We start from the raw sequence: 17,489 nt of genomic DNA on the forward strand, positions 1-17,489 counted from the left end.
CAAAGGAAGTGTTGTAGCAGAAGGTACACCGTTTGAACTTAAAAATGATTATGTACAGGATATAGTGTCTGTTTATGGTGTTTCCGAGGATGAAATAAAGACATTGAACAGAGAATATAAAAAAATACGTGACGGATATCAGATAAAAGTAAAAAATACGAAAGAAGCTACGAAGCTTATTGTAGAGCATCAGGACCTATTCACGGATTATGAAGTAGTAAAAGGCGGTATGGATGATGTATTTCTTGCAGTCACAGGAAAGAAGCTTGGAGGTGAACGCTGATGAGAACAGTATTGGCATTAATGGACAGGAACAGGAAACTGTTTTTTAAAGATAAAGGTATGTTGTTTACATCAATGATCACACCAGTTATTCTGATTGTTCTTTATGCTACATTTCTTGCAAAGGTTTTCAGAGATTCTTTTACAGCAGCGATTTCGGATATGATTATGATTTCGGATAAGCTTATTAATGGAACCGTAGCAGCACAACTGACAGCATCACTTATGGCAGTAAGCTGTATTACTGTAACATTTTGTGTGAATCTGACTATGGTGCAGGACAAGGCAAATGGAACAAGGAAGGATTTTAATGTTGCACCGGTCAGCAAGGAAAAAATTTATTTGGGATATTTTCTGTCAACAGTAGCTAATTCATTGATGGTCAATGCACTTGCATTTGTATTATGTCTGGGATATTTACTTAAAATGGGATGGTATATGAATACAGCAGACATATTATGGGTTTTATTTGATATGATATTGCTCGTCCTGTTTGGAAGTACGCTTTCAAGTATCATTAGCTTTCCATTAACAACACAGGGACAGCTTTCGGCTGTGGGTACCATTGTCAGTGCAGGATATGGTTTTCTATGTGGTGCTTATATGCCGATTTCAAATTTTGGACCAGGTCTTCAGAAGGCACTGTCTTATCTTCCGAGTACATATGCCACTTCATTGATTAAGAATCATATGCTTCACGGAGTTTTCAGAGAGATGGAGAGAAAAAATTATCCGGATGAAATGGTTGAAGCGATAAGAGACACGCTTGATTGCAATCCGGTATTTCATGGAAATGTGGTGAGTATAAATCAGATGATTGGCATTATGATGGGAAGTATAGCTGTATTTGGAATTATTTACTATGTGGTTACATTGTTGTCAGCGGGTGAAGGCAGACGATAGGAAATATTGTTTTTAGCGGGATATGGAACGATCTGAGTACCAATGAGCAGGAAACAGTAATGTCAATGCTGCGTGGTCTTCGGAAGTAGAAGAACAGTTCGAGTATATGTATCGGCTGTTCTTTTTTTTGTTTTCAGGCGTTAAAACGGTAATGTTTTTCTTGTGTACAGTAGAGTGCTATAGTATAATAAAATCAGTTTTTTGCATAAGTATTAAAGCTATAATATGGAAATTGGCAAACCAGATGAAAGTCTGGGACGCAAAGCTACAGGGCCTGTAAAATGGCAGCCAGTTGCATGAAATGAGGTGCACTGTCTGTTTGACAGTGCTTTTTTATGGTAGAGCACTTGAATAAGTAATACAGAAGCTGCTTGGAAAAATATTGTGAAAAATAGTGTGGAGGTTATTGATAATTAATGAATGTAAAATTAAAATCTGGAAGCAAGCAAGCAACTGTAGCCTAGAGGAGGGGAGAAAGATGAAGAAGTGCAAATTAGTACAGAATATAATGAATTTCAAATTTTGTTACATTATATTTTGCACAATTATATGTTCTATTGTTTTATCCGTTCCTACATTTGCCAAAGAAAACTCTGACAATGTTATCCGGGTAGGATCTTTTGAAGAAACTTATAATACCGTCAATGAAAAGGGAGAAAGAAGCGGCTATGGTTATGAGTATCTTCAAGATATTGCAGGTTATGCAGGATGGACATATAAATACATAACAAGTGATTGGAAAAACTGCTTTACACAGTTGGAAAATGGAGAGATTGATATTCTTGGTGACATTTCCTATACAGACGAACGTGCTGAAAATATGCTTTTTTCCGATATGCCTATGGGGGAAGAGAAATATTACATCTATACGGATGCATCCAATATGGATCTTACAGCAGGAAATTTGGATTCTTTTGAGGGAAAAAATATTGGTGTGTCTAAAGATAATATAGTGGAGGATGTGCTTAATGAATGGGAATCAAAATATGGTCTGCATACGAAGCATATCAATGTTTCTACAACCACAGAAATTATGGACAAACTGTCGAAACATGAAATTGACTGCTTCGTTTCGGTAGAAGAATCCCGTTGGGAAGAATCGGATATTTCACCGCTTACAAGTATTGGAGAGACAGAAATCTATTTCGCTATAAATCCAGAACGTCCGGATATCAAAGAAGCACTGGATAGTGCTATGCGCAGAATCAAGGATGACAACCCATTTTACACAGATGATCTCTACAGGCGTTATCTTTCTGCACAGAGCAGCTCCTTTCTTTCAAAAGAAGAAAGGGAGTGGCTTGGACGGCATGGTGCACTCAGGATTGGGTATCTGAATCAGGATGGAGGTATCAGCAGTGTAGATTCATCAACAGGTAAATTGACAGGTGTTATCACAGATTATGTGGATCTTGCAGAAAATTGTCTGCAAGGTCAGACTCTGGAATTTGAATTAAATGGATATGATACAAGAAGTGAACTGCTTCAGGCATTGCAGGATGGAAAAATAGACCTGATTTTTCATGCAAACCAGAATCCATACTTTGCAGAAACAAATGGATTTGCTTTGTCGGATACACTATTGACTCTCAATATGGCAGCAATTACGGCAAAGGATTCTTTTGATGAAAATAAAGAGAATATAGTTGCCGTTGAAAAAGATAGTTTTGCATTGAAAGCATATCTTTCATACAATTATCCGCAATGGGAGGTTGTGGAATATGAGACATCAGATGCAGCAGTAAAAGCAATGCAGAAAGGGGAGACGGATTGTATTGTAAGCAATTCAGGTACTGTTTCAGACTATTTGAAAAATAATAAGCTTCATAGTGTTTTCCTGACAAAAGAAGCTGATGTTTCATTTGCTGTTCAGCAGGGAGAACCGGTTCTTTTGTCCATTCTGAATAAAACACTGACATCTATGCCTACAACTCAATTTTCAGGTGCAGTAGTTTCGTATAATGCTTCCTCACGAAAAGTTACAGCGAAGGATTTTATTCAGGACAATTTACTGGCTGTCTCACTCATAGTTGGAATCTCTATTTTTGTTGCCCTGTGTATAATTCTTGATTCTTTGAAAAAATCAAAACGTGCGGAAGAAAAATCCAAGAAGTCTGCTGAGCAGGCATTGAAGCTGAATCAGGAGCTTGAAGAAAAACAGCAGGAATTACAAAATGCACTTGTAGAAGCACAGAGTGCCAATAAGGCTAAGACTTCCTTTTTAAATAACATGTCTCATGACATCAGGACACCGATCAATGGCATTATGGGCATGCTTACAATTCTTGAAAAAAGCGGAAATGATGGTGAACGGGCAAAAGATTGTCTGAATAAAATAAATGAGTCTTCGAAACTGCTATTATCATTGGTAAATGATGTTTTGGATATGGCAAAGTTAGAATCGGATACCGTGGTTTTTAGTGATGAATCCATCAATCTGGATCAGGTATGTCAGGAAATCACGGAGTCACTATCTTTTCAGGCAGAAGAAAAAGGACTTCATGTTATAGGAGAACATGATGATTACAGTGGTATATATGTTTGGAGCAATGCAGTTCATCTGAAAAAAATATTGATGAATCTGTTTACAAACAGCATGAAGTACAATAAGGTGAATGGTTTTATTTACATGAGTATGAGAACGATTGAAAGATCAGAAGATCACATGACATGTGAATTTAAAATAAAAGATAATGGAATTGGAATGTCAGAAGAATTTATAAAAAATGAATTGTTTACTCCATTTGTACAGGCAGATAATTCCCCACGTTCTGATTATAATGGGACAGGTCTGGGAATGCCTATTGTGAAACAACTTGTAGAAAAGATGGGCGGAACCATAACAGTTGAAAGCAAGCTTGGTGAAGGAAGCTGTTTTACTGTAATACTTCCATTTAAAATTGATACGAATGCACGGCTGGAAGAAAAAGAAGATTTCAATGCAGATATATCAGGTGTCCGGATATTATTGGTTGAAGATAATGAGCTGAATGCGGAAATAGCAGAATTTATACTGACGGAAAATGGGGCTAAAGTAGAAACAGTGAAAAATGGGTTAGAAGCTGTTCAGTACTTTGAAGCCTGCGAATCAGGAACATACGATGTTATTTTAATGGATGTCATGATGCCGGTGATGGATGGGCTTACTGCCACAAAAACAATAAGATCCCTGGAACGGCAGGATGCAAAAACAATCCCTATCATTGCTATGACTGCAAATGCATTTAGAGAAGATGCAGAAAAGTGTATGGAAGCAGGAATGAACGCACATCTTGCAAAGCCATTAGATGATAAAACAATCAAGCAGACTATATGCGAAGAATTGAGAAGCAGTAGGGACAGGTGAAAATTTATTAAACCAGGAGGTTGACAAGGAGACGTATAGAGAAATATATTTGACAGACAGGAGATTTAATATGATTTCGAGTGCAAAGAAATATATGGCAGTGTTACTGGTTTTTGTATGCGTGTGTATGATATTTTCTCCCCTGACTGCATATGCGGCCGAGGACAGTTCGCAGCATGAAACTGTCAAAGTCGGTTTCTTTGCCATGGATGGATACCATATGATGGATGAAGAGGGGAACCGCAGCGGTTATGGCTATGATTTCCTTCGGCTGATGGCCCGTTATTGGGATGTAGATTACGAATATGTCGGATACGATCAGAGCTGGGATGATATGCAGCAGATGCTTGAAGATGGCGAGATCGACATGGTAACATCTGCCCGCAAAACACCGGACAGAGAAGAAAAGTTTGATTTTTCACGTCCGATCGGAACTAATTATGGGATGTTGACCGTCCGCAGTGACAACAGCACGATTGTGGACGACAATTACAGCACTTACAACGGTATGCGTGTGGCGCTTTTGAACGGAAACACCCGGAATGAAGAGTTTGCGGATTTTGCAGACAACAAAGGATTTACATATGTTCCATCTTATTTTGATACGACCGCAGAGATGGAGGAAGCCCTTCAGAGCGAAAAAGTTGATGCGATTGTTACCAGTTCTCTGAGAAAAACAAACAATGAGCGAATCGTGGATAAATTTGGCAGCAGCGATTTCTATGTCATTGTTAAAAAGGGCAATACAGAATTGCTGAATGAGATCAATTATGCGATCGATCAGATGAATGCAGTTGAGGGTGACTGGAAAACAACGCTTTATAATAAAAATTATGAAAGCATAGAAACTAAGAATCTGGAATATACGGAGCAAGAAAAAAGTATTATTGCACAATATTCCAAGGACAACCCGCTTCATGTTCTGTGTGATCCGTCCCGTTATCCATATTCTTATAATGAAAATGGTGAGATGAAGGGGATTATCCCGGATTACTTCCGGAAAATTGCAGACTATGCCGGGATTTCCTATGAGTTTCTTACACCTGCCACCAGAGATGAGTATATTGCTTATCAGAAAAATAAGGAAGTCACAAATATAAGTATCGATGCACGCCTGGAAACAGATAACTATGCTGAGACGAAAAAATGGGGGCTTACTGCACCTTTCATTACAATGCAACTGGCAAGGGTGACACGGCGTGACTTTGATGGAGAAATCAATGTTGTTGCTACGGTTGACCAGACAGCATCAAATTCAATTGCAGATGCAATGGCACCCGGTGCAGAAAAGCTGATGTGCAGTACTCGGCAGGAAATGATGGAAGCTGTCCGTAAGGGTAAAGCCGATGCTGCCTTCGTCTACTATTACATGGCACAGGCGTTTGTGAATAGTGACACTACGGGCACCATGACATATACGCTGCTGGAACAGCCTACATTCACCTACCGCATGGTAGTTTCGTCAACAGAGAACCATGCGCTGGCTGGTATTCTGACGAAAGCAATGTATGCCATGCCCCAAAATCTTGTCGAAGATCTAGCAGCACGGTATACCACATACAAAGCAGCAGAGCTGACATTTGTTGACTGGATCCGTCTGCATCCTGTTGCTACTGTTTGGGTTCTTCTTATTTTCGGATGGCTGCTGACTACTATGGCTATGATAGCAATGCGTCTCAGTGCAAGAAAAAAAGCTCAGAAGGCAGCCCAGGAGACGGCTGAGGAAATGGCGGAACTGGCAGAGCATGCGCAGGCTGCAAACAAGGCAAAAACAGCATTTCTGTCACATATGTCCCATGATATGAGAACACCGATGAATGCAATCATGGGATTCACCGGTATTGCAATGAAAAATAATCCGTCAGACGAAGTGAAAAATTGTCTGGAAAAGATTGATGAAAGTTCAGAGCATTTACTGTCGCTGATCAATGATGTATTAGATCTGACTCGCGTGGAAAGTGGAAAAGTGAAATACAATCCGGTACCGACAGATTTGAAAAGTATCACAGATTTTGCACTGGATATTACAAAAGGCTTTCTTACGAACAGGGATATCAGCTTTAAGATCCAGCGTGAAGAAGCAAAGATCCCCAATGTACTTGTGGATTCTGTACGTCTGCGAGATGTGCTGGTAAATATTCTGAGCAATGCCGTGAAGTTCACTCCGGATGGAGAGACGATTACATTTGAAGCCCGGTGTCAGGAAAAGGGCGGGGATGGATATATAAATATGCATTACCGCATTTCGGATACTGGTATTGGCATGAGTGAGGAATTTACAAAAGAAGTTTTTGAGGAATTTGCACAGGAAGATTCCGATGTGAGAACGCAGTACCATGGAGCTGGACTGGGGATGGCTATCGTAAAGAAGTATGTAGATATGATGGGTGGAACCATTTCCGTGCAAAGCAAAAAGCATGAGGGAACCACTTTTACTGTGGATATTCCTCTGGAAATTACTGATAAGGAATGTAATAAGTCAGACATAGGTTTTTCTGAAAAGGTAAATCTTACAGGTGTGAAAGTTCTTCTTGCAGAGGATAATGAGCTGAATGCAGAAATTGCGACCGTGCAGCTGGAAGAGTTTGGAATGAATGTAGAAAGAGCTGTAGATGGAAAGAATGCTGTTGAGATTTTCAGAAATCATCCGGAAGGCACATTTGATGTAATCCTGATGGATATCATGATGCCTGAAATGAACGGTTATGAAGCGGCAAAAGCAATCAGGGCGATGAATGACAGACCGGATGGAAAAAACATTCCTATTATAGCAATGACAGCCAATTCATTTGCTGAAGATGTTCAGGCATCGCTGGATGCAGGAATGAATGCACATCTGTCAAAGCCGATTGTGATTGAGGAAGTTATAAAAACGATTTTAAGGTATGTTCATAATGATTAGCAGAGGTTCATGAATTAGTGGAATACAATTGACAGGGCTAAAAGATGACAATGCAGGAGTGCTATAAAGCTATCGTAGGAAACTATGAGGCTGTTTTGGGACGCCTTCACAGCGAAGCACTGATTCAGGGATTTACATTAAAGTTCCTTGAAGACCAGAGTTATCTACAGTTAAAACAGGCATTGGAAAATAAAAATTATGAAGATGCTTTCCGCAGTGCGCACACATTGAAAGGGGTGTGTCAGAATCTTTCCTTTGACCGTCTGTATGAGGTTAGGATTATGAAAACCCATAGTGAGCTTGGCGCGGCTATAATTAAGGATATGGACTTTCCGCAAGATCATCCACTGGTGCATACCGCATGGGAAATCAGCAGATGGCACCATGAAAGATGGGATGGAAAGGGCTATCCGGATGGATTGAAAGGTGAAGAAATACTATCTGATTTAAAATAATTCAACTACTTTCGACATTACTATAAATCAAAACAAATTGATTGACAAAGAAAACCTAGAGTTTATGCGGGATTAATGGACTTTATAATCGATGTAACTGTCAAAGACCCGGCTGCCCTGATTGTTTCATTATCAAATTGACATCTGATTATTGTATAGTATAATTACAATTAAAAACACCGAAGATAAAAGACGGAGGAATTATATGAAAGCACATAAATATTGGTCAGTAGGAGCATTGATCACAATGATTGGTACTTTTTACACTGGACATAAAGGGTTAAAATCAAGCCACAAATACTTTGCGTTAAGCTCTATGCTATGTATGACAATGGCGATATATACAGGGCATAAAGTGATTTCCGGGAATAGGAAGAAAAAGGCGAATAAAGAGAAAGTTACAGAGAGGGAGGAATAATTAATGTTGGAAGTAGGGGTCAAGGCACCTGATTTTGAGTTGCCAGATCAAAATGGAAAAATACACAGATTATCGGATTATGCAGGAAAAAAAGTAGTATTATATTTCTATCCCAAGGATAATACAGCGGGATGTACGAAACAGGCATGTGGTTTTTCCGAGAGATATCCTCAGTTTATTGAAAAAGGTGCAGTTATTCTTGGAGTCAGTAAGGATTCTGTATCCTCTCATAAGAGATTTGAGGAAAAATATGGACTGGCATTTACACTTTTAGCAGATCCAGAGCGGAAAGTTATTGAAGCTTATGATGTATGGAAAGAAAAGAAAAATTATGGCAAAGTCTCTATGGGTGTGGTAAGAACTACATATCTTATCGATGAACAGGGAGTTATCATCAAAGCCAATGATAAAGTCAAAGCAGCAGATGATCCTGAAAATATGCTTAAGGAATTAGATTAATGAAGATAATATTATCCCCTGCTAAAAAGATGATTACAGATACTGACAGCATAGCGCCGGATGGATTGCCTGAATTTATTGAAAAGACGACAGAGATACAAAGTTGGTTGAAAAGCAAGTCAAAAGAAGAACTGAAGACTATCTGGAAATGTAATGACAAAATTACAGAACAGAACTTCAATAGATTGGAAAACATGGATCTTTATCATTTACTTACTCCAGCTGTCTTATCATATGAAGGAATTGCTTTTCAATATATGGCCCCATCCGTGTTTGAGGACAGTCAGTTTGAGTATGTACAAAATCATTTGAGAATACTATCTGCGTTTTATGGCGTTCTAAAACCGTTGGATGGCGTGACACCTTACCGCTTGGAAATGCAGGCAAAAGTCGGCATAGGAGATGCAAAAAACTTATATGAATACTGGGGAGATATGTTGTATTGTTCAGTGATCGACAACAGTAGGATTATAATTAACCTGGCATCAAAAGAATATTCCAAATCTATAGAAAAGTATCTGACATTACGGGATAAGTATATTACAATTGTATTTTGCGAGTTATCAGGAGATAAACTGGTGACAAAAGGTACATATGCGAAGATGGCTCGTGGTGAAATGGTTAGGTTCATGGCTGAAAATAGTATTGAAAATCCTGAGGATATAAAAAAATTTGACAGACTTGGCTATGCGTTCAGGCATGATCTATCGTCAGATACGGAATATATTTTTGAACGCAGAATAGAGATAACATCTTGCTAAAAAGGTACTTATTGTAGGTGTTTTTTTAATAAAGTGATTCGATTTAACTTAAAAAATCATTACAATGTCAGGTGTGTAAAATGCGGTGAGGTATCAGGTGTAGACGTGGATGAAATATCAGACTTGATAGAAATGATTCATGACACGAATGGAATAAAATATTTAGATTATGATATTTCATTTAAAGGTATTTGCCCCAAACGTAGGGAGAAAGTAAAGGAATAGCATAGTTATTGAAATGAATATTATTTAAGCTCAGGATAAATTGTAAAATGCAGACAAACAAAAAAAGTAAAAACATAATAAATATTATACAGAGTTTCCTTATATTGATATTAGTAGTTCTTATTATTTTTATGATGATACAGATTAGCAGGCTGCAGGGGACAGCACGCGTAATAAATTATGCAGGTCTGGTACGTGGAGCTACACAGCGTGAAGTAAAATTAGAAATTACAGGAAACCAAAATGATGAATTAATTAAATATTTGGATGATATTCTTCTTGGATTAAGATATCAGGATGGACATTATGATCTGGTAGAACTCCATGATGAAGAATATCAGAAAAAATTGCAAATCCAGAGTGATTACTGGGATAAATTGAAAACAGAGATTGAATCGGTAAGAAACAAGGGATACGAAAATACAGACATTGTTAACATGAGTGAAATTTATTTTACGATGGCAGATGAAACTGTATCTGCCGCAGAAAGCTATTCAGAAAAGCTCGCTATAAAGATTCGCATCATAGAGCTTTTGTCGGCACTTGATATGTTGAGTCTGGTGATATTGGTTATTATGCAGACTCTAAGGGCAATGCAGATGGCAATGCAAAACAGACTACTAGAACAGAAAGCATTCATAGATGCCCATACTGGGCTGCCAAATAAAAGTGCCTGTAATGAGCTTTTGAATAAAAAAGATATAATTACAGATCCTACAGCATGCATAATGTTTGACTTAAATAATCTAAAAATTGTTAATGATACAAGGGGACATTCCGCAGGAGATCAGTTAATAATGAATTTTGCAAAGCTTTTGCGTAGTGTGATTCCAGAAAAGGATTTTGTTGGAAGATATGGCGGAGATGAGTTTATAGCAGTCATTTATCATACAAGCGAGGCGGAAATTAAGGAAATATTAAAATCCTTGTACAGAGAAAAAGACAGATTAAATAGTTATGAAAATCAAATACCAATTGACTATGCGTGCGGATGGGCATTATCCGCCGGTGATATGGCGTGTACAATGCAGATGCTATTGGATAATGCAGATGCTTATATGTATAAAAATAAACAATTATGCAAGAAATATAATAAGCTTTAAGCTCAGAGTAGATGAATCTTCTTAAATGAGTAATCGATAGGACCCTGTTGGAAAAACCAACAGGGTTTTTACTATGTTATTGTGTGATAAATATCACGGAAACCAGTTTCTCTTTAGTTTATGTTGATAACCATGTGATGCTGAATGTTAATGGATCATATTGGAGAGGGGCATCAGCAATTTATTATTCAGAAAATTTATCACTGTAACGAATATGCATATCTTCCCAATCCATGAACAATACATAAAAAACTCTTCCGTATTGCTGGCTTTCTACGATTCTTCCATGGTCAAGTACAGAAAGGTAAGTTCCGTCAGCTTTTCGAAGATGAAAGTGAATATAGTCATTTTCATTGCCGCTGTCGATCTGTTTCCAGATGCTTGTTTCTATTTGTTGCTGCTCATCTTTGCGGATCAGATTGCGAAACCTTTTTTGAGTAAGTCTGAATAATTCATCCATGCTTTTATAACCAGCCATATGAAGAAATTCGTGGTTTGCATAAAAGAGTTCATCGTCTTCTTTGTCTGCTCTATATATGATAAATGCACCTGGAAGGTGTTCAGAGATATCCTTAAGCGCAAATCCAAGCTGTTTGCGGGCTCCTGGCTGGAGACCTTTTCGGTAAGCCATACATCCATTTTTTCCATGAAGCTTAATTTCATAAAGGGCAGCATCTGCACAGCGCATGAGCTGTGAATGGCTGGATGCAAATGTTGGATATTCTGCATATCCAAGAGAAATATAAAATGCATGTTCCTCATTATGATATGAGAATATTTTTGAGAGTTTGGTGAATTGCTGTAGCTGTACATCTGCCTCTTCAAAGGTACAATTTGGTAAAAGAATGCAGAATTCATCACCACCATTTCTTCCAAGTAATGCATCAGATGGAAAAAATGCTTTCATGCTGTCGGCAAGAATCTTTAATGCTCTGTCTCCGTAACTATGTCCATAGATATCATTGATAAACTTAAAGTCATCGATATCAAGGAGCGCAGCTACAAAATGTGCTTGTGGATTTTTAGAGATCATTTTTTCTGCTAATTCATCAAATCCATAACGATTATAAATATTCGTAAGAGAATCTGTGCGTGCCAATATTTGATATTTATTCTTGTGTTCTTTTGCTACCAGCCATACCCTGATAAGCACTGACAGAAGAAGGCTTATAGTGAGAAACATTCCGCTGATAATTATCAGTAGTGTGTTATTTCTCCATCCGACTTTCGGAGTAATCTCAAGTTTCCAGTTTTCATGTCCTACAGTAAAAGTGTAAGAAACCGGATGATTTATTTGATCATCTGACTGATAAACTACTTTATAATCATCACTCCATGGAGTAGCTGTTTTTAAAATTTTATATTCATATCCAAAATTCAAAAGTGCACTGATTGCATCTGAAAAAATATCCGGAACACGCAGGATGACAATGGTAAATCCCCAGAAATACTCTTGTCCGCGTTTATCTTTCAGGTAGACCGGATTGCGGACGGCAATTCCATAACCGCCCTGTTTTAATTCGAAAAGCCCCTGTGTAATAATTGTATGATTATCTCTTGCGTAACAGGAAATCTCTTTACGTTCTTTATCATGGAGCAGATCAATCTTACCCGCTTCATTTCCTTCAGCCGGATAAATATCTGTTACAATACCATTGGGAGCGAGCTGCATGCTTTCAATGGAATCAGACATCAGATTTTTGGCAATTGTGTCAAACTGATGAAATTCACCATTTTCACTGATTATGACCTGCTCCAAAGTATCTGTAATTTCAATTCCATCTGTAATTTCATTCTTAATGCGTTCACCGTAGGTGGTTGCGTTTATTTGTGCCATTGTGTGTCTCTGTTTTTTTTTCATGGGTGTCTGTTATGTATACAATTAAACTAACAAGACATATGCCCAGTAAAAAAATGATAAGAGGCACAAGTGTTTTCTTTTTCACTTGGTACACCTCATTTTATTCATGGGAATTTTTATAGTAAAGCATTATATCACGGAAGTCGAAAAACGGAATAAATGTTCTGAAAAAAAGACAATATTTTTTGTTCTTGGGCGTTAAAACGGTAATGTTTTTCTTGTGTACAGTAGAGCGCTATAGTATAATAAAACCAGTTTTTTTGTATACGTGTAAAAGCTATAATTATAATAAGGAAATCGGCAAACCAGATGAAAGTCTGGGACGCAAAGCTACAGGGCCTGTAAAATGGCAGCCAGTTGCATGAAATGAGGTGCATTGTCTGTCTGACAGTGTTTTTTTATGTTATAGGAAATTACTCCGTAATGTTCCTATAATATAAAAAAGCCCTTCGGGCAGGATCGCACTGCGATGGAGAGAAATTATGTCGCTGAAGCACCCCATCGCAGGCGGAGAATCCTGCAAGCAGGATTCTTTCTTGCGGTGTTATTTCATAGACGTAACAATAATGACTTTATCAGGAAAGAATGAGGAAAATAAAAGTATGAAAAAGGCAAAACGTTGTCTGATTGCAGTGGTGTCAGGTGTACTTGTAGCAACTGCTGTCTTGTCTGGATGTGGACAGTCAAAGAAAGAAGTATCTAAAAACGATGATCATCTTACAGTTTATCTGTGGGAAAATCGTTTGATGAAAAATATTGCACCCTATATCCATGAACAGTTCCCAGATCAGGATATTGAATTTATTATTGGTAACAATGATACCGATTTATACAGTTATTTTAAAGAACATGATGAATTACCGGATATCATAACAGTACGTCGATTCTCTGGAACAGATGCACAGGACTTACAGCCTTATCTTATGGATTTTGCTTCTTATGATGTTGTTTCCAAGTATTATTCTTATGCGGTGCAATATTATAAGAATGCGGAAGATGAAATCCAGTGGCTGCCAATCTGTGGTATTCCGCAGACGATCATTGCCAACAAAACACTGTTTGATCAGTATGGAATTAAGATTCCGGAAAATTATGAGGAATATGTACAGGCCTGTCAGCAGTTTTATGATAATGGCATAAAACCGTATTCCATGGATCTTGGTGAAGACTGGTCTAATAATGAGATCATCCAGGCGGCGGCAATCGGTGAGTTTACAAGCCTGGATGGTATTGAATGGCGAAACGGTGCAGAGACTGCAGCGGATGAAGTAAAGTTTGATGATGCATTATGGAAACGTATTTTTTCAGAAACCAGTCAGTTTCTTAAGGACTCGCACTTTGGTAAAGAAGATATCAATATTGACATCGACAAAGGAACCCAGATGTTTGTCGAGGGGAAATCAGCAATGTTTCATGGACATCCGACGGTTATGCAGCAGCTGCAGAAACAGATGGATGCGGATCTGATCCGTATTCCTTACTTTTCACAGACATCGGATGAATCCTATGTGTACATGACTCCGTCCTTGAACGCTGCATTTAACAAAAACCTGGAAAAAGACCAGGAGAAACTGGATACTGCACTGGATGTGCTGGATTGTATGATTTCAGAAGAGGGGCAAAAGCTGATTGCGGATGGAAGCGGTGTTATTTCATTGAATACGGATGTTCCAACCATGATGCAGGATGTGCCTGGACTGGAAGAGGAAATTAATAATAATGCTGTTTATATCCGATATTCCGCTGAAAAATCATTTGATGCAAGTCTTGAGGCTGTTCACGGATTACTGTCAGGGGAAATGGATGAAACACAGGCTTATGATACTTTTCGTAGTGTAATGAATCGTAAAGATCCAGAAGAAAAAGCAACGGTGAATTTTGAAAATGAATATTCCATTTCACTGAACGATAAGAAATGGCCGTGATGCAGCATCTTCCATTTTAACTACGATCAGAGAAGAAAATGAGGGCACAGCTGGCTCTGGCACCATATTATTATTTCACTTCTTCTATGTACAAAGGAGAATGCACCAGCAGCCGGGTTGGCATGATGACTGCGAAGAGTTCGGATACAGCATTATATGTTGCAAAAATCAATGGTAAACAGGTTTATGAACTCGTGAAAAATTATCTCGCCGATGCTGATGAGAATTTTTATGTAACCAATAAATACGAATTACCAATTGCATCCGGTATGAAAATTATCGTCAGTCAAGAGAAAAGTGGATTTTCGTTAAAGGACTTGACAGTTAATGATAAGAAAATAGACAAAGAAAAGGAATACTCTATTCTTCTTACAGACACCACAATGTCTGTTTTGAAAAAAATAAATCCGAAATGTGAGATTGAGCAGCTTAAAGATACAACATTATCAAGTGCATGGATCGCAGCAATGTCAAAAGGACAGCAGCCGTCAGCACCGGAAGACTATATAGAGGTTGAACAGTAAAAGTGGAGATAGAACAAGCGGTAAATAAAAGAAAAAAAATAACAAGGCTGTTGCTTATACTACTTATTATTCTTTTAAGCTTAGTTTTTATAAAGTATCTTATAAGTAAGTCTAATAAGTATATCAGCGAAAACGGAAAAAGCAGTATGGGAGCTGTTGTTGAACAGATACAGCAGACCTATGATCTTCAAGTGAGTGGGTACTACAGCCAGCTGCAGTTGGTTGAGGAATTTTTACTTCATGAGAGAGAGCTGTCTCTTGAAACGGATGTGAACAAAAGTTTCTTTGAAGCATGGGAAAAAGAATCGGAAAGTACACTTATATTCCTTCAGGAAAATGGTCAGGCAATATCAGCAGGTGGAACAAAAATGCGGATTGATATGCCAAGTAAACTTCTGCTGGACTTAAAGAACGGATACAATATTGGAAAACTGGTGCGTCTTGATTATGATCAGAAGAAAAAAGACGGTTATCTGGTTGCGATTCCATGTCAGGAATATACGATCAATGGGGAAACTTATACGGCAATTGGAACTGTGTATGATCATTCGAAACTGGATTCCATGTTAAAACTGAAAGGTTATGATGGGAAAGCATATTTGTTCATGCTGGATAATGACGGAAATATTACGTATACGAACCAGAGTGGTGATAAATACCTGCGAAATTATTCTTTGTTAAAACATTTAAAAGGGGAACAGGCTATTACAGAAGAAGAGGCTGATTTGTTCAAAAAGAAGTTTGATAACAGAGAATCCGGAGTTGCACTTTTGGGAAAACAGAACCCCTATTATCTGGGGTATTGCCCGATAGAAAGCAACAACACCATTTTGGTATGCATTGTGGCAAAGGGAGTTGTTGACAATGTGCTGAGAGATTACCAGAAAACGGTGTTGTGTACAACAATACTCATGGCAGGTTTTATATTTTTGCTTTTTGCCGGATTATTCTACAGTATTTCCAGACTTAGTCTTGCAGATCAAAAAGCAGAATATGAAAAAAGAAATAATGAACTTCATTTACAAACAATGAAGGAAATGGAAGTAGTCAATCAAAAACTGAAAAAGGCAAAGAACGTTGCAACAGAGGCTTTACAGGCAGCGGAAAATGCAAATAAGGCGAAAACGGATTTCCTGTCTAATATGTCACATGATATTCGTACACCCATGAATGCAATCATTGGTATCACATCTTTGATCAGACATGATGCAGGTAATAAAGCAAAAGTTATAGAGTATGCAGATAAAATAGATATTTCATCACAGCATCTGTTAGGAATTATTAATGATGTTTTGGATATGAGTAAGATTGAGGCAGGAAAAACAGTCTTCAAGTATTCTGACTTTTCTATTCTGGATTTTATACAGGAACTTGACACTGTATTTCATTCTCAAATATATGAAAAGCAGCAGACCCTTACAATCATAAAAGAAAATATTCAGCATGAGTGGGTGAATGGGGATCAGGTTCACCTGATGCAGATTTTCAGCAACCTGCTTTCCAATGCAGTGAAGTATACCCAGGAAGGTGGGGAAATTCAGTTCTTTGTAGAAGAATGTGAGACAAAGTCATCTGTCTATGCAAAGTACCGTTTCTTAGTTAGCGATAATGGATTGGGAATGTCGGCAGATTTCAAGGATACAATTTTTGATGCGTTTACCCGTGCGGAACGTTCCCTTACAAACAAAATACAGGGAACCGGACTTGGAATGGCGATTACTAAGAATCTGGTTGAGGTAATGGGAGGCAGCATTGATGTGGAGAGTGAACTGGGACAGGGAAGCTGTTTTGAGGTTCTCCTGGATCTGAAAATTGCAGAGAATAGAACGGCTGCTCTGGCGGCACAAGAAGAAATAGATGAGCAGGATGGTAATATCCTTCAGGGAATGAGATTCCTGTGTGCAGAGGATAATGAGCTGAACGCAGAGATCCTGACGGAACTGTTAAAGATTGAAGGTGCGGAATGTACCATCTGTGAAAATGGCGAAGAGATTTTGAAAGCATTTGAACAGTCTGCTCCAGGTGATTATGACATGATCCTGATGGATGTGCAGATGCCTGTTATGAATGGTTATGATGCAACGAAAGGCGGTCCGCAGAAGCTCCCATGAACTGGCAAAGAAGATTCCAATCATTGCCATGACTGCCAATGCATTCTCGGAGGACATTCAGCATTCTCTGGCAGCCGGTATGAATGCACATGTTTCAAAACCGGTTGAGATGAAGGTACTGGAAAAGACGATCAGAAGCATAAAATCCGGTGGGGGGGGGTACCGAACCGCAGGTTATTGAACAGTGACAAATGGATTTGATGCGGCAGTGCAG

General features: G+C 38.3%; 12 protein-coding genes, 4 pseudogenes and 2 riboswitches. Of the genes and pseudogenes, 15 read left to right on the forward strand and 1 reads right to left on the reverse strand.

The genetic code is table 11. The features are described from left to right. The 11 genes and pseudogenes from AC075J_RS00760 to AC075J_RS00810 form a co-directional block, all read left to right on the forward strand. Nucleotides 1-283: pseudogene (locus tag AC075J_RS00760) on the forward strand (ABC transporter); the annotation flags it as partial. After that, complete coding sequence (locus AC075J_RS00765) at nt 283-1,185, forward strand: ABC transporter permease (protein WP_055060584.1); 903 nt, start codon at nt 283-285, stop codon at nt 1,183-1,185. The pseudogene AC075J_RS00760 and the gene AC075J_RS00765, both read left to right, overlap by 1 nt. Nucleotides 1,186-1,409: 224 nt before the next feature. Further along, nucleotides 1,410-1,485: riboswitch (cyclic di-GMP riboswitch) on the forward strand. A gap of 178 nt (nt 1,486-1,663) precedes the next feature. Further along, nucleotides 1,664-4,531 carry a response regulator gene (locus AC075J_RS00770; protein ID WP_008704273.1) on the forward strand — a complete coding sequence of 956 codons (2,868 nt, stop codon included), beginning with the start codon at nt 1,664-1,666 and terminating at the stop codon, nt 4,529-4,531. 70 nt (nt 4,532-4,601) lie between these two features. Then, nucleotides 4,602-7,433, forward strand: coding sequence for a transporter substrate-binding domain-containing protein (locus AC075J_RS00775; RefSeq protein WP_476389843.1), 2,832 nt, complete (start codon nt 4,602-4,604; stop codon nt 7,431-7,433). Nucleotides 7,434-7,483: 50 nt separating this feature from the next. Continuing rightward, a pseudogene (locus AC075J_RS00780) lies at nt 7,484-7,693 on the forward strand (Hpt domain-containing protein); the annotation flags it as partial. Nucleotides 7,694-7,702: 9 nt separating this feature from the next. Then, nucleotides 7,703-7,870: pseudogene (locus AC075J_RS00785) on the forward strand (HD-GYP domain-containing protein); the annotation flags it as partial. A 223-nt stretch (nt 7,871-8,093) separates the two neighbouring features. Continuing rightward, nucleotides 8,094-8,306: a DUF6219 family protein gene (locus AC075J_RS00790; protein WP_476389845.1), complete on the forward strand. Its 213-nt coding sequence runs from the start codon at nt 8,094-8,096 to the stop codon at nt 8,304-8,306. Nucleotides 8,307-8,309: 3 nt separating this feature from the next. Beyond that, on the forward strand, nt 8,310-8,765 hold the full coding sequence (bcp, locus tag AC075J_RS00795) for a thioredoxin-dependent thiol peroxidase (RefSeq protein ID WP_055057979.1): 456 nt from the start codon (nt 8,310-8,312) through the stop codon (nt 8,763-8,765). Beyond that, on the forward strand, nt 8,765-9,526 hold the full coding sequence (yaaA, locus tag AC075J_RS00800) for a peroxide stress protein YaaA (RefSeq protein ID WP_118670410.1): 762 nt from the start codon (nt 8,765-8,767) through the stop codon (nt 9,524-9,526). Before bcp ends, yaaA begins: the two co-directional genes overlap by 1 nt. A gap of 42 nt (nt 9,527-9,568) precedes the next feature. Then, nucleotides 9,569-9,751 (forward strand): annotated as a pseudogene (locus AC075J_RS00805) (transcriptional repressor); the annotation flags it as partial. A gap of 47 nt (nt 9,752-9,798) precedes the next feature. Continuing rightward, nucleotides 9,799-10,854 carry a GGDEF domain-containing protein gene (locus tag AC075J_RS00810; RefSeq protein ID WP_476389846.1) on the forward strand — a complete coding sequence of 352 codons (1,056 nt, stop codon included), beginning with the start codon at nt 9,799-9,801 and terminating at the stop codon, nt 10,852-10,854. 184 nt (nt 10,855-11,038) lie between these two features. Here the strand turns inward: AC075J_RS00810 and AC075J_RS00815 are convergent, their stop codons facing one another. After that, nucleotides 11,039-12,691 carry a diguanylate cyclase domain-containing protein gene (locus AC075J_RS00815; RefSeq protein ID WP_476389847.1) on the reverse strand — a complete coding sequence of 551 codons (1,653 nt, stop codon included), beginning with the start codon at nt 12,689-12,691 and terminating at the stop codon, nt 11,039-11,041. Between the two features lie 313 nt (nt 12,692-13,004). Beyond that, nucleotides 13,005-13,080: riboswitch (cyclic di-GMP riboswitch) on the forward strand. A 237-nt stretch (nt 13,081-13,317) separates the two neighbouring features. Between AC075J_RS00815 and AC075J_RS00820 the strand changes: the two genes are divergently transcribed. From AC075J_RS00820 to AC075J_RS00835, 4 genes are all read left to right on the forward strand, one after another. After that, a complete protein-coding gene (locus tag AC075J_RS00820; RefSeq protein ID WP_476389848.1) occupies nt 13,318-14,640 on the forward strand; it encodes an ABC transporter substrate-binding protein in 1,323 nt (440 codons plus the stop codon). 38 nt (nt 14,641-14,678) lie between these two features. After that, on the forward strand, nt 14,679-15,164 hold the full coding sequence (locus tag AC075J_RS00825; RefSeq protein WP_476389849.1) for a hypothetical protein: 486 nt from the start codon (nt 14,679-14,681) through the stop codon (nt 15,162-15,164). A 146-nt stretch (nt 15,165-15,310) separates the two neighbouring features. Beyond that, the gene (locus AC075J_RS00830) at nt 15,311-17,275 is read left to right on the forward strand and encodes an ATP-binding response regulator (protein WP_476389850.1); all 1,965 of its coding nucleotides are present in this window, start codon (nt 15,311-15,313) and stop codon (nt 17,273-17,275) included. Next, complete coding sequence (locus tag AC075J_RS00835) at nt 17,238-17,456, forward strand: response regulator (protein WP_476389851.1); 219 nt, start codon at nt 17,238-17,240, stop codon at nt 17,454-17,456. Before AC075J_RS00830 ends, AC075J_RS00835 begins: the two co-directional genes overlap by 38 nt. Nucleotides 17,457-17,489: the final 33 nt, after the last annotated feature.

The organism is Blautia sp. ZXY-1-C6 (genome assembly GCF_056339875.1).